This window comes from Parapedobacter sp. GCM10030251, from assembly GCF_042666505.1.
Lineage (GTDB): Bacteria > Bacteroidota > Bacteroidia > Sphingobacteriales > Sphingobacteriaceae > Parapedobacter.
On sequence record NZ_JBHTDN010000003.1, the window covers coordinates 683,721 to 698,190 of the forward strand.

Sequence of the window (14,470 nt, forward strand, 5' to 3'; positions counted from 1 at the left end):
CTCGCTAGGGTTGGTTGAAACAGGAAACCGTTTCATCAGTAGATACGTTCCAAATTTTCCGTATCTTTGTCGCGTTAACCAACTGAAATACCAATATACCTTAACCGTATGGACGATTTAGTAAAAGATATCTCCAACGAGATATCCAAATTCAAAGCAAGCCTTTCGCATCATTTACCTGCAATCGAAGCCGATGTTAACCGAATAATCAAACGACAAAGCCAAGATAAGCGATCTATTGAGTATTATCTTGAAACCTTGTTATCGCTGGTCACGATTGGAGTAGGAGAGACGGTGTTTATCAATCTCCTCGAATACTATAAGACACTTGATGCGGAAGGCGCCGCATTTTATTGGGAAGAGTATAGCCGCGAGGAGGAGTGATGTGTTTTTTAAAGCAAAAACTTGGTTGGTTCTCTTTTTGTGAACTTTTGTTTGTACCTTTGTTGTGTATCATATGCGCGTACATTTGATAAAAAGACAAACTATAGAACAATTCGCGTCTTTACATGCCAGAAGCAGGGTTTCATTAAGGGATTGGTTGGGAAAGATTAAATATGCGTATTGGAAGTCGCCGCAGGATATAAAACATACATTCAGTAGCGCAGACCTATTGGGGAACGGTAGTAACAGGGTGGTATTTGATATTGGCGGCAATAATTATAGAATGGTCTGTAAATACGTGTTCGGAGCAACACAAGTTCACGTGTTCATATGTTGGATAGGTACGCATGCTGAATACGATAAATTATGTGGGTCGGGCGCACAGTACTCAATAAACGATTATTAGAAACTATGGCAACAATGAAATATAGCGTTATTAAAGACAAAGCACAATATGATGCCTATTGTAACGTGTTGGAAACATTGCTTGAGAGTGATCCCGTCGATTCCGAAGAAGTGGAGTTGCTGACATTATTAATTGAGCATTACGATGCCGCAAACAATAGTTTCACGGAAATAGATCCTATCGAATTATTGAAATCGCTTATGAAAGATCATGGTTTGCGGCCTAAGGACTTGGCTGATTATTTGGGTGTCAGCAAAGGATACGTTTCAGATATATTGAATTACAAAAAAGGACTTTCCAAAGAAGTGATACGCAAGTTGGCCAACCGCTTTAGTCTGGCCCAAGAAGCATTTAATAGGCCCTACAAACTCCATGTCCCGGAGAACCGCCATTTCAAAAATGCGAGTGTGATGAATTTCACAAAGGAAATTCGACAGTCACTGGCCCCATAACCCGTTGTGGATTGGCCCCGTTGCCCGCGGGTCGGTATCGGATTGGTATGTCCATGTTATATTGTTATGTCCGCTCAAACAGCACCTCCGGTAAAACAACTTTAATTTCTTGTTCAGCACCCTCTTTTCGCCAGTGGAGCACGAAGTTCACTTTGGCGGCTTTCAGCTCATAGCCGGTTTTGCGCTTTGCCGCTATCTGATCGAGGAATTTCTTGGAGAATTTTAACACAGGTTGCCCATTGGGCATTAAACATTCGTTGCCGCTGACGATTAAGTTATCACCACTCACCAGTTGGGAAACGAAATGCTGTTTGTTGATGAAGTAGTCGAGCCATACATCCTGGTAAGTGAGGTGCATAGCCAGTTCTTCCGGCGGCGGATAGTGGTTCCTATCCATCACCCTCTCCAAATTTTCTGCGGTCATGCTATCTAAGAAATCAGCGTTCACGTGGATGGTGAGATTCCGCTTGGCCCTTGTCATGGCCACATAAAGCTGGCGCTTAGTCTCATCGGTGGTAGGGATGAACCGTTCGAGCATGATGAATACATGGTCAAACTCTTTTCCCTTCGCCTTGTGGATCGTTGACACAAAGATTGTTTCGCCGTTTTGATTTAAGAAATCCTCGAGTTTAGATTCACGGATAAAAACGGCTAAATCCGACCGATACTTCCGCTTCGGGTTGGTCGCCTCAAAATCGCTGATCAGGTTGATGCAAACCTCCAATTGCGTACTGTTCTTAAACCGATCGGCTACGGACCGTTTGGCGGCTGACCAACTGTCGTCGCTAATCAAAAACGTATCGTCGGCCATATTTAATGCCGCCAAGAAGTATCTTACCTCAGCAAGGTTGTATAAATTAAACCCATCATTGGTTTGAATCAGCTTTGCCCGTAGCCCGTTTTTCCATAGTAGTCCCGTTATCTGCGATGCTTCGTCATTCGTCTTCGTTAGTACGCAAGTGGTGCCGGTCAAGCCCGTGTCTAGGACGTCGTTTACCAAGGGCATGATCAGGTTGTGGCCTTGGTGACGCACCAACTTGATCTTTCCGTTTTCTGCTCGAGCTGCGACCACAGGTGTGCTTTTTATCCGTTGGCCAATCCGCTGCACGAATTGATTCGAAAACCCAACTAGGTTTTGCAGGCTCCGGTAATTCTCGATGAGCTCATATTTAATGGCGTTATCCAACTGAAGGAACTGTTGAAGAAATCGGGGGTCTGCGCCACGGAACTCGTAAATGTTCTGGTCGTCATCGCCCACGGCGATCACGCTCATATCTTCATTCTTAGTCATCAGCGCTTTGATCAAGCTAAACTCGTCGGCGTTGATGTCTTGCGCTTCATCAATCACCAGCACGGTCTTTGTAATCCTGCTGGCCTCCACTTCGCCGCTACGGATTTTGTCTACCGTATGTTGCAAAATCATATCTGATTTTTCTAGGCTGCCCATTTTACCCAGCAGGTCAAAGCAATACGAATGGAAGGTTTTTATCTCAATAAAATTGGCCGCATTACCGATCAATTTAAGCAACCGTTTTTTAAACTCGGTCGCCGCCGCTCGTGAGAACGTAAGCATAAGGAGCTGCTCGTGCTTCACATCTTCCATCAGCAATAACGACGCAAGTTTGTGCGCCAGCAACTTGGTCTTGCCACTGCCTGGCCCCGCCGCCACTACGATGTACTTCGTTTCATTATCTTTGATAATTTTCAATTGCGTAGGGGAGAGCTCCCCGAAAAGTTGCCTGAACTTAGCAGGTGTCATTTTCACTTTGAGCTCATCGGCCTTACTTCCCGGAAAATGCCTCCGTAAAAAAGAGCTATAGTTCAACTGAAAATAATCTTCCACAAACTGAAGCGCATCGCGATAATCGTTGATCATCTTTTTCGCATATTCGCCCACGATATGGATCTGGTGCACCTTGTTTTCGTAAAATTGATCCAGCCGCTGGTAGTCATCTTTCGTGTAGCGCTTCTTGTTGTCGGTTTCGAGGCGTTCGATGGTTAGCCGGTTATACAACACCAAAAAGCCACCTTCTATTTTTATCGCACTCATTCGCGAAAGATAAAACAACGCGTCTTCAACATCGTCTACGGTCACTTTTGTGCCGAAGCCAGCAATCGAGTACTCAAACGCCTCTTTCAGTTCCAGTACCGAAAATTCCACCAATGTTTCTTCTTTCCCGTTCTCGGTTGCCAGGTCCGCCGAGAGGCTTCGTTCATGCAGAAACTTCACCATGAAAATGGCCAACTCATACCGCTTCCTTAATCTGTCTTCCAGGATATCTACCGGGAGCAGACAGCGAATAGCCACGTGATTTCGTGAGTAGGAAAGGTGATGTCTTTTAATCCAGTTTTTGATTGCCCAAAAATTGATAACCCGCTTTATCTTATCGGTTGTCGAATCGACTATTCCCGTCGTTTGAGCTTCTTCATTGAGTTCTTTTAAATGAATCGTCTTTTCGGCTTCATCCATATGTGAAAGAAGGAAACGCTCGATCTTATAAGACGCCTTCACGATATCTTCTGAACGGGATTGGTTTTCGCCTTTTTGGATAAACGCTTTGAGGTCCTTTCCGTCTGCGAGGATTTTTTCCTCCCGCAGTAGGTTGATGATGGCAATAACCTCCTCTTTTACAATGCCTAAGTGATCGCTGATATAGTCGATCCGCGATTCGCCCGTGTCGTCGGTCGATTGCTTCCTGCTTTTGCTAGAGAAAAGCTTCCGGATAATACGAACCGCCGTTTCTTTCTGCTTTTCCGTAAACCGGGGTGATGCATGTATTTTATCGATGGCCTCCTGTGCGCTTTTGGCTAGGATGCTGTTCGCAAATACCTGCGGCATATTCTGGCCACGCTTCAGGTATCCGGCGTCCTCCAGCGCCGCAATGGCCGTCGTTACCCGCGTCTCAATTTCGACCACGTTATCATCCCATCCCGCTTTGCGTGCAATCTCCAATGCCGAGTTGGAAACCGTGGAGCGAAATCGGGTGATTTCTTTGATGGCCTTCCAAACCTGCTGTATCTCTTTGATCGAAAGCTTGGTTTGGTTCAACAGGATGAAGTGCTTTCCGAGGTCCTCTTCATTGTAGAGCACATAGCAATCGGCCACGATGTTCTCGTCACGGCCAGCTCTTCCGGCCTCTTGGATGTAGTTCTCCAACGAATCAGAAATCTCGTAATGGATTACCCGGCCCACGTCTTTCTTGTCAACGCCCATCCCAAACGCCGACGTGGCTACCATGATTGGCACTTCCCCCGCCAAGAACGCATTCTGGTTGGCGGTCTTTTCCTGTGCCTCCATCTTGCCGTGATAAGGTTTTGCACTAAACCCATCAGCCGTAAGGCGCTCGGCGAGGAGGTAGGCTTTCCTTGTCCTCGAAACGTAAATAATCGTCGGACAGTCTTTTTCCTCAATCAAGTCCCTTACCGCTTGGTATTTCTCCTCATCGTCACCCTTTTCAAACACTTGGTATTGCAAGTTCGTCCGGGATGCTGTCGAGGTAAACAGCTCCAAGTCAAGCCCCAGCTTTTCGCTGAAATAGGCACGGATATCTTCGATGACTTTCTGTTTAGCCGTAGCGGTAAAACACGAAACGGGGATGCTGTCCTCCAGGTTCTTCTTTTCCTGGATCGACCGAATGAAATCACCAATGTACAGGTAATCTACCCGAAAATCCTGACCCCAGGAAGAAAAGCAATGCGCTTCGTCAATGACAAAGCGTGCAATTTTCCTTCCCAACAGCAACCGTTCAATCGTCCGAGAACGCAACGACTCCGGCGATAGGTAGAGCATGGATGCGGAACCGTCTTCCACGCGCTCGAATGATTTTGCCCGCTCAATGGTGTCGAGTAAGCCATTGATGGTCACCGCGTCGGTAATGCCTATTTTTTCCAGGTTATCTACCTGGTCTTTCATCAGTGATTGGAGCGGCGATATCACCACGGTTAGCGCTTTTGACGTCTCGCCACTCATCAATGCCGGCACTTGGAATGTGATTGATTTGCCGCCACCGGTGGGAAAAACTGCCAATATCGATCGGTTATTGATGGCCGCCTTTACGGCCTTTTCCTGCAATGGCTCGCCACCATACGTTCTGAACGCATCGAAACCGAAGTACTTTTTCAACCCGCCATGCGCGTCAAGCATCTGGTTGCAATAGCTACACCCGGTTAAGCAGGGCTGATTCCGCAAACGGAACATGATGCGTTCTACTTCGGGGTAATTCTTTATGACCCATCTGGGGGTAATGGAATAGCGACTGTTCGCATGGATCAGCGCCAGGCAATAGGCGAGGGCCACCGGTTGGTCCGTAATAGGCTGATGCAGATCCACTTTTTCGCAAATCACCTCCCCGAATCGCTCCCGAATACGGGCTTCGGTTGAGGTTACCGGGATCTGGTAGTTTAAAAAATCAAAAAAAGCGCCGAATCCTAGTTTGTTGTGCAATAGCAAATAACACACCTCCTTGAATCCTTCATCTAGCTGATTGAAAGAAGCAACCTCATCATAGAACAAATCTTTTGCCTTTATCGCATCGTTCAGCGGGTTATTGGCCTCGTCATATTGCAGTTTTTCGTCTTTTAGCAGCGCGTGGTATGGTTTCGAGGGGAAAAGCAGGGGAGAGAGGAATAACGTATCGATGACCGCCCCGGGCTTTATTCCGGCATCGCTGAGTGTCTGGCCAACGTAGTTGAGGTCATGATTAATGATGTTGTGGCCGCAAACAAATTGAGCACCTTCTATACATTGAGCGAATGCAGTAAGCGAGTTTCGGTGGAATAGACTACCGTCGTTTTTTACGCAGCCGATATCCTGAATGTTTCCATTGGTTGGCTCAACTTCTATATCGATAAATGCAATTCGATTCATTTATGCGAATAACTTGGCTAGGAAATTCATCGGTATAAATGTATTCCACGGCTTGAAAGTACGAAAAATAATCTTTTTTGGGAATTCCAATCGCTGTCTATTAAAAAGGCAAATAGTTTATGGAGGTCCGCTGCAAGGCAAGATAGCAAGAGTAGTGGAGGAGAATAATTGGTGTTCCCAATATAATCGGATATCACAAAACAATGCTAAAGCCTCTCCGAATCGTTGTAAGAACTGACATGTCTTATCGATTATCATAAAATATTCGTAAATTTGAATTATGGAAAAGTTGACCATCAATATCCCAGAAACAAAAAGCGCTTTGGTAAAGCAGCTACTCAAAGAGCTTGGGGTGGTATTTCAATCGCCTGGCAAAAAGAATATATCGGAGGTTAGGTCAAAATTGGCCAATGTATCCGTATGGTCGGATAAGGACCTTCAGGTTTTTGAGGATAGCAAGCAAGCATTTGACAACCTCACACCTCCCCAATGGTAGCCGATACCGGGATTTTTATCGAACATCTAAGGGCTAAGGATAAACTGTCAACCACCCTTTATAAAATAGCCGATAGCGCTGAAGTCTTTTTATCAGCCGTCACCTTATATGAACTTCATATGGGAGCTACGACACCCGAGAAAAAGAAAGATGTAACTGTCATCACCGAAAGTTTCACCATTCTACCGTTTACTGATGATGTTGCTCGGAAAGCAGCAGCAATATACCATGTATTACGTACAAGGAATCAGATGATTGAATTCCGTGATATCTTTATCGCAGCCACCTGCCTTGTGCACGATCTCCCTATTGTAACCCTGAACAAAAAGCATTTTAAACGTATCGACGACTTGAAAATACTACGATAGTGCCGCTTGCGCCACGAACGGCGACTCCGTATTGGCCAAAGAAAAGGACGAAATACTGATTCCAATATGCCTTGCATAATATATTTTTGCGCTGCTATCGAGGAAATGCCATGCCCCGCTTCAAAACACTTCAACTAAAGATCACGCTTTTGGAAACCAGGCCGAGCGTTTGGCGCCGGATTGTCGTTCCCGCTGGTTTTAATTTTTATCAGCTTCACATGGCTATCCAAGCCGCATTCGGTTGGGAGAATAGCCACCTTTTTGAATTCGGCAAACATGGGTTGAACGACCCAGATGGTATCGGAATCCCCAATGACGAGATGCCGGTAAAAGATGCCCGTCGAATAAAAATCAGTGCCATTTTCCGCAAAGTGAACGATAAGTTTACGTACGTATATGATTTCGGTGACCACTGGCAGCATCAAGTCGTATTGGAGGAAATTACCGATAAAGATATCCATACGGCTTACTGTCTGGGCGGTAAAAACGAATGTCCTCCGGAAGATGTTGGTAACATCCGCGGTTACCAGAAAATGGTGGATACGTTTGCCCATGGCACAACAGCGGAAAAGCGGAGTTACCGCCAATGGCTTGGTCTACGATCAAATGAAGATTGGGATCCGGCACATTATAACCAACGCGAGGTGAACAAGCGCATGGCGCTGGTCGCGCCGGAAGATTTGACGTTCTAAGCAAACCTTGGAGGCGCAGTAGCGCGACGGCGCGGTGGGAAGCCATAACCTGCCGCGCCTCGTTTAATGGATTGTTAACCTTAGGTTAACAGCGTACCGCTATCTTTGCCGCCGAAGCATGGCGGCGCTTATGCAAAATCATACGACAGAAGAACTTTTTCACCTGGCCAAAACAGGGGATAATGCGGCTTTCACGGCCCTCTACCGCCGTACCTGGCAGCCGCTGTACGAGCTCGCTTACCATAAGACGAAAGACGAAGACGAAGCAAAAGATATTGTTCAGGATATCTACATTGTGCTGTGGCAGAAGATCGGCACCATCGAGCTGCAGGGATCGGTTGCGGCGTACCTCTATAGCATGGCCAAATACGAAATTATTCGCCGTATGCGGCGGTTCTTAAAAGCCAAGCAGCATCACTACGATTACCAGCAGCTGATTGACTCCATGGTGGCGCCAAGCTACCAGGCGATCTTTGCCGACGAGCTGAAGCAGCGCCTGAAAAGCGAAATTGAGGCGCTTCCGGAACGGCAACAGCGCATATTGCGGCTGCACAGCGAAAAAAATTATACCACACGGGAGATCGCCGACGAGCTTAACATCGCCGAGCAAACCGTAAAAAACCAGCTGGTACATGCACGGCGCAAGGTGCGTAGCGGAATCAAGGCCGGAATCTTATCGTCCATTTTGCTTTAAGTTACTGCGATCACAATTTCGACATCATTTCTTAACAATTTCATCATCGTTACCCATAGGTACTCCCCTTGCATTTTTTACTCATGTGGGTAAATAAACGCGGAGATGACAAAGCAAGCAATAAGCGATTTGCTGGAGCGCTACCTAGCCGGCCGGTGCAGTCGGGAGGAGCGGGAGTGGATTGACCAATGGTTCGACCAGCAAGAACCGGTCACGACGGCGTTGACGGAATCCGATGCCGACCGGCTGGCCGATGAAATCCTCGCGGCTATTAATGAACGGACGGTAGCGGCTGCACGCCGCAGTGACATGCGGATGAGCCGGAAGGCATGGTGGCGGGGGGTGGCTGCCGCCATTGTCCTGCTGGCGGGGGCGGGCTACCTGTTGGTAAGTCAGCGGGAAAGCGCGCCTTCACAGGAGCAACTACCCGTTCGCTCGGTTTTCACGTTACACACCGCACCCGGTCAGCGTGCCCGGCTCACCCTGCCCGACAGCAGCGTTATCTGGCTGAATGGCCGCTCAACCATCCGCTACGATAAGGTATTTGACGGCGCGATACGGGAAGTTTTCCTGGACAGTGGGGAGGCCTTCTTTGAGGTGCAGCCCGACCCCGACCGGCCTTTTGTGGTGCATGCCGGCGAAGTGGACACCCGGGTACTCGGTACGTCGTTTAACGTGGAGGTGGCCAACCACCGCAACGAATACCAGCTTACCGTAGCAACCGGAAAGGTAAGGGTAGGCACCGCAGAGGAATTGCACATGCCGGCCACGGTGCTGGAGGCGGGGCAGCAGCTGGTTTACAACCGTAATGCCGGCAGCCACGAGATGCGCACCGTCGATCCGGCAGATTTCAGCGCCTGGACGCGGAAGGTGCTCGTGTTCCACCATGCATCGTGGCCGGAGGTTGCTGCGCGGCTAAGTGCGTGGTACGGTGTGGACGTACAGTTGCAGCTGCGCCGAGGTGCGCAGGAAACATTTACGGCACGATTCGAAGATCCCTCGCTGGCGGCGGTGCTAAACGCCCTGCAGAAGATTAATAAATTCCATTATACCATTAACAGGAAGGAGGTCCGCATTACTGATTAACCACATACCCGAAAAAAGGCCAGAACTGCTGACAACAATTCCGGCCGAGAACGTTTTCAATTGCTTTTCCACAAACAAATCAAAAACAACAAGTAAAGATATGCGAAAAATACCAAAACTGCATACGTATATAGGTTTATTTATGAAATCATCAGTAGTGACTCTCTGTGTAATTGCCGCGACTGCCAGCAGTTTGCTGGCTCACCGGAGCGACGCGCAGGAGGCGGCAAACACCATGATACAGTTTTCATCGAAGCGGCTGTCGCTCATCCAGGTGCTGGAAACTGTGCAGGAACAGTCGGGTTTCAACCTGATCTACAGTCCCACGCAGATTGATGGGGATCGCGTTGTCGAAATGCCGGCTGCAGAAACCAACCTGGAGGCCCTCCTCCACTATTTAACGGCCAACGCACCCATTGTCCATGAGATCAAAGGACAAAACGTTTACATCAACCGCAGGCAGCAGCCGGGGCGTGTGACCGGCACGGTCGTCGATGCGGAGGGCAGGCCGCTGATGGGGGCGACCGTCAGCCTCGTCGGGGCAAATGCTGCCGCCATGAGCGGGGAAGATGGTGGCTTTGCGCTGCGCATACGGCCGGGCACCTACACGCTGCGGGTGAGCTATATCGGCTATGACGCCTATGAGCAGCGGGTGGCAGTTGCAGAAAACGAAGATACGCCGGTCAATGCGATTCTGCGCGGATCGGGCCAACTGGCTGAAGTGGTGGTCAGCTACGGCACACAGCGCCGCCGCGAGATCTCCGGAGCTGTCGAAGAAATCAGCGCCGCTAATTTGCAGGATATGCCCGTGGGGCAGTTCGCCCAGCAGCTGCAGGGCAAGATCGCCGGTGCACAGATTTACCAGACCTCGGGGCAGCCGGGAAGGGGAATGTCGTGGCGGATCCGCAATGCAGCGTCCCTCTCTTCGGGAAATTCCCCGCTTTTTGTGATCGACGGCATGCCGATAACGGGAAGCATAAACAACATCAACCCGGCGGAGATCGAGTCGTATACCGTGCTGAAAGATGCCGCGGCAACGGCGCTATATGGTTCTAGGGCTTCCAACGGGGTGATTTTGATCACTACGAAACAGGCCCGGCCCGGCGATGCTACCAAAATCGAACTCAACACCAATGTGGGGATCCAGCACATTCCGAGCCGCGGCGTGCCCGTGATGATGAACGCCCGGGAATATGCGACCTTCATGAACGAGCGCTACCAGGATATGATCCGGTATGAGGGGTATACCGGCGCAATTCCGGAAGTATACCAAAACCCCGAACGGTATGGCAAAGGTACCGACTGGTTTTCGTTGCTGACGCGCACGGCGCCCATCCAGAATTACGACCTCACCTTTACCAGCGCCGGCGCGCATTCCACCTCATCGGTGGTAGCGGGTTACCAAGACCAGCAGGGCGTGGTTGTCAACTCCGGTACCAAGCTGTACTCGCTGCGCATCAACCAGAACTACCGCATTGCCGACGACCGGCTGCAGATTGGCTTCAACTTGGCGCCGAGCTACCGGCTGGACCACAACAACCGGTTGGCGGATGGTATTCAGGGCATTGTGCAGAAGACCTCGGAGGCCAGTCCGCTGATCGATCCGTATGATGAAAACGGCAACCTCGTAAAGCATGCGAATTCGCCGGGCATGGTCGGCTACATCAACCCCTTGGCGCGGTATACCGAAGTGATTGACGACTACATCACTACGCGCATCCTGGGAAATGCCCACCTGAACTACCGCATTTGGGACGGCCTGCATGTGAAAGGCCTGTTCGGCGTGGACAAAGGCGCAGAAACACGGCAATTTTTTTCGCCGGCGCTGATCAACGGAGATGATATTTCCACCGGCACGAGCAGCTCGGTGGATAACTATAGCTATACCGCGGAGGCCAACCTGAACTACAATAAGAGCTGGAAGTCGCACGATATCGATGTGTTGGCCGGGTATTCCTTCCAGTCGTTTCGGCAAAAGAACAATTCCGTAACCGGAAGAAATTTTCCGAGCGACGACGTGCCGTACCTCAATGTGGCAGCCAACATTACCGGCGGGTCGAGCAATGCGGCGGCCTACAGCCTCCTTTCGTACCTTGGCCGGATAAACTACAGCTTCAAGCGCCGTTATTTGCTTAGCGTTTCCATGCGTCGCGATGGGTCCAGCCGTTTTGGTGAAAACCAGAAATACGGGTCGTTTCCTTCCGTTTCTGCGGGATGGATCATCAGCGACGAGGCGTTTATGGATGCCTGGAGCGGCACGCTGAGCATGCTTAAGGTGCGCGGCAGCTATGGAATAACCGGAAACAACAACATTGGGAATTATACCCATGTCGCCCAGCTTGGTGGCTCCGATTACGTGGCCAACGGGGGGCTGGCTCCGGGTACGACCATTACCGCACTGGGTAATACCAACCTGGCCTGGGAACGGAGTAAGCAGCTCGACGTGGGCCTCGACGTGGCGTTTCTCAACGATAAGCTATTTTTTACGTATGACTACTACCGAAAGCTGTCGGATGGGCTTATCCAGAACCGGCCGATTCCACAGGGTTCGGGCTATTCGAGCATCACGTCGAACGTCGGCGAAATCCGCTTTTGGGGACATGAGTTTAGTGCCGGTGGCCGATTCGACTTCGGTAAACTTCACTGGAATACGGCATTCAATGTTTCGTTCAACCGCAACCACATTGTCTCGCTCGTGAGTCCGGGATACTTCCGCCGGAACAATACGACCAGCGCCGATTATTTCCGCAACCAGGAAGGGTACCCGCTAGGCATGTTTTTCGGATATGTGTTCGAAGGCCTGTACCGGGATGCTGACGATCTGGCAAACTCGGCTAAGGAAACCAATTCGGACGTGGGTACCATCAAAATGCGCGACATCAACGGCGATAACATCATCGACGAAAATGACCGCACGTTTATCGGCGACCCCAACCCGAACATGCTTTTTGGCTTGACCAACAATTTCACCTATGGCAGACTCGACCTAGGGATTTCCATGGCCGGCGCCACCGGCGGGGATCTCATCCTCCCTGCTAAATGGGCGTATCTGACTAACATGGACGGCGCGCGTAACCTCTTGGCGGAAGCGGCGGACCGCTGGCGGTCGGAGGAAAATCCCGGATCGGGCAAGTTTCCACGCACGAAGACCGGTACTACCGGCATTGGCAGGCAGGTCAACTCGCAATGGGTGGAGGATGGCTCATACCTGAGCGTCAAAAACATTACCCTGGGCTACCGGCACCCGATTAAAAATGCGGGCCCCATCAAGCAGGTTCGCCTGTATACCTCCGTCCATAATGTGTTTATCCTCACCAACTACTCGGGGATGAATCCGGAGATCAGCCTTAACGGCCTGGACGGCGCCAGCATCGGGATTGATGAAAACGCCTATCCCGTGCCTCGCACATTTTCCTTTGGCTTAAACGTACTTTTTCAATAACCGATTAATGGACTGTACTCATGTTTAGATATATTTATATTTTGTTGACTACCACGGCGCTGCTGTTCGTGTCGTGTGAACACGCGCTGGACCTGATACCTGAGGACCAGGTTTCGGGCGGCAATTTCTTCAAAACGGAGGCCGACTTTACGCAGGCACTGAATGCGGCTTACCATCCACTGCGGGTTGTTGGACCGGATTATTACATCAGTGAAATGCGGTCTGACAATACGCATTACGAACATAACCCGGCCATCCAGGGGACCGCAGTGGCCATGCGCTCAGACATCGCTAATTTTACCAATGACGCCAGCAACAACTACTCCAACCAGATGTATTATGAAAGCTATAGGGGGGTCTCCCGGGCCAATATCATCCTCGGACAGATCGACCAATCGGCATTGAGCCAAGAGGCAAAGAACCGCTTCAAGGGGGAGGCGCTGTTTCTGCGCGCGTTTTACTATTTTAAGCTGGTGCGTTATTTCGGTGGCGTGCCGCTCTACCTGCAGCAAGTGACCAACGAGGAGGAAGCCTTTCTTCCGCGGTCGCCAAAGGCCGAGGTCTACAACCAGATCGTTGCCGATGCCCGGCAAGCCATCGATCTGTTGAACGTCCCATCCGGCTTCCCCCAGTCGGGTTATGCAACGAAAGGATCGGCTACCATGCTGCTGGCCGACGTGTATGCCACGTTGGGGCAATACGATGAAGCCGAAACATTGCTGCTCGATCTGGGTACAATGGGGTATGACTTGCTTACTAACTATGCGGACGTGTTTTCGACGGCAAATAAAAACAGCCGGGAATCGATTTTTGAAGTGCAGTTCATGCAAGGGCTGGAAACGGGTATGCAAAGCAACTTTATCTACATATTCCTTCCGAAATGTTATAACACGTCCCTGATTACCTTCGGGGTGCCCACACGCAATACCGCTACCGATGGCGGGGGCGGATGGAATACCCCAACGCAGGACCTGATTAATGCCTACGAGCCGGGTGATCCGCGTCTGGAGACCTCCATCGGTATCGCTGAAGGTACTTATGACGGTAGCTATTACTTTACGCTGGAAGCTAACAAACCTGTGACAGGTTACGAAGCACCCGCCGGTAAGGTGGGCGTGCCGTACATCAAGAAGTACCTCAATCCGCACAGCAATCCCAACAATACCGACGACAACTGGCCGGTGTATCGTTATGCGGATGCGCTGCTGTTGCTCGCTGAAGTTCAGAACGAACAGGGGAAGACCACCGAAGCGCTGGTGCACCTAAACAAGGTTCGCAACCGGGCGATGCCCGACGCGACGCCACTGGCGACGGGTTCAAAGGAAGTACTGCGCGAGCTAATTCTCCATGAACGCCGCGTGGAGCTGGCCTTTGAAAACAAGCGCTGGTTCGACCTGATCCGTGCTGACAAGGCTGTGGAGGTAATGAATGCCTATGGCGAAGCGATGAAACAGCAGCATTCCTACTTGCTGCCGGCTTCGTATCAAGTCGATGTACGTAAGCTGCTGTACCCGCTGCCATTTGCGGAAGTGGGGGTAAACCCTGAGTTGGCAAACGATCCAGATAACCTGTAATCGATAAAT

At 50.2% G+C, this 14,470-nt stretch carries 11 protein-coding genes; 10 read left to right on the forward strand and 1 reads right to left on the reverse strand.

Annotation, left to right across the window (positions count from 1 at the left end; genetic code table 11):
- The first annotated feature begins 108 nt into the window (after positions 1–108).
- From ACFQRK_RS12015 to ACFQRK_RS12025, 3 genes are all read left to right on the forward strand, one after another.
- Positions 109–384: a hypothetical protein gene (locus ACFQRK_RS12015; RefSeq protein WP_379006908.1), complete on the forward strand. Its 276-nt coding sequence runs from the start codon at positions 109–111 to the stop codon at positions 382–384.
- Between the two features lie 73 nt (positions 385–457).
- Positions 458–790, forward strand: a complete 333-nt coding sequence (locus ACFQRK_RS12020) for a type II toxin-antitoxin system HigB family toxin (RefSeq protein ID WP_379006910.1) — start codon at positions 458–460, stop codon at positions 788–790.
- Positions 791–795: 5 nt separating this feature from the next.
- Complete coding sequence (locus tag ACFQRK_RS12025) at positions 796–1,242, forward strand: type II toxin-antitoxin system HigA family antitoxin (RefSeq protein ID WP_379006913.1); 447 nt, start codon at positions 796–798, stop codon at positions 1,240–1,242.
- A 64-nt stretch (positions 1,243–1,306) separates the two neighbouring features.
- Here the strand turns inward: ACFQRK_RS12025 and ACFQRK_RS12030 are convergent, their stop codons facing one another.
- Complete coding sequence (locus ACFQRK_RS12030; protein ID WP_379006914.1) at positions 1,307–6,109, reverse strand: RecQ family ATP-dependent DNA helicase; 4,803 nt, start codon at positions 6,107–6,109, stop codon at positions 1,307–1,309.
- A 280-nt stretch (positions 6,110–6,389) separates the two neighbouring features.
- Between ACFQRK_RS12030 and ACFQRK_RS12035 the strand changes: the two genes are divergently transcribed.
- From ACFQRK_RS12035 to ACFQRK_RS12065, 7 genes are all read left to right on the forward strand, one after another.
- On the forward strand, positions 6,390–6,605 hold the full coding sequence (locus tag ACFQRK_RS12035; RefSeq protein ID WP_379006916.1) for a hypothetical protein: 216 nt from the start codon (positions 6,390–6,392) through the stop codon (positions 6,603–6,605).
- Complete coding sequence (locus ACFQRK_RS12040; RefSeq protein ID WP_379006917.1) at positions 6,599–6,973, forward strand: type II toxin-antitoxin system VapC family toxin; 375 nt, start codon at positions 6,599–6,601, stop codon at positions 6,971–6,973. Before ACFQRK_RS12035 ends, ACFQRK_RS12040 begins: the two co-directional genes overlap by 7 nt.
- 110 nt (positions 6,974–7,083) lie before the next feature.
- On the forward strand, positions 7,084–7,665 hold the full coding sequence (locus tag ACFQRK_RS12045) for a plasmid pRiA4b ORF-3 family protein (RefSeq protein ID WP_379006919.1): 582 nt from the start codon (positions 7,084–7,086) through the stop codon (positions 7,663–7,665).
- 118 nt (positions 7,666–7,783) lie between these two features.
- Positions 7,784–8,359 carry an RNA polymerase sigma factor gene (locus ACFQRK_RS12050; protein ID WP_379006921.1) on the forward strand — a complete coding sequence of 192 codons (576 nt, stop codon included), beginning with the start codon at positions 7,784–7,786 and terminating at the stop codon, positions 8,357–8,359.
- 105 nt (positions 8,360–8,464) lie between these two features.
- Positions 8,465–9,445, forward strand: a complete 981-nt coding sequence (locus ACFQRK_RS12055) for a FecR family protein (RefSeq protein ID WP_379006923.1) — start codon at positions 8,465–8,467, stop codon at positions 9,443–9,445.
- A gap of 142 nt (positions 9,446–9,587) precedes the next feature.
- Positions 9,588–12,887 carry a SusC/RagA family TonB-linked outer membrane protein gene (locus tag ACFQRK_RS12060; RefSeq protein WP_379006924.1) on the forward strand — a complete coding sequence of 1,100 codons (3,300 nt, stop codon included), beginning with the start codon at positions 9,588–9,590 and terminating at the stop codon, positions 12,885–12,887.
- Between the two features lie 20 nt (positions 12,888–12,907).
- Entirely contained in the window at positions 12,908–14,461 is a 1,554-nt protein-coding gene (locus tag ACFQRK_RS12065; RefSeq protein ID WP_379006926.1) for a RagB/SusD family nutrient uptake outer membrane protein, read from the forward strand.
- Positions 14,462–14,470: the final 9 nt, after the last annotated feature.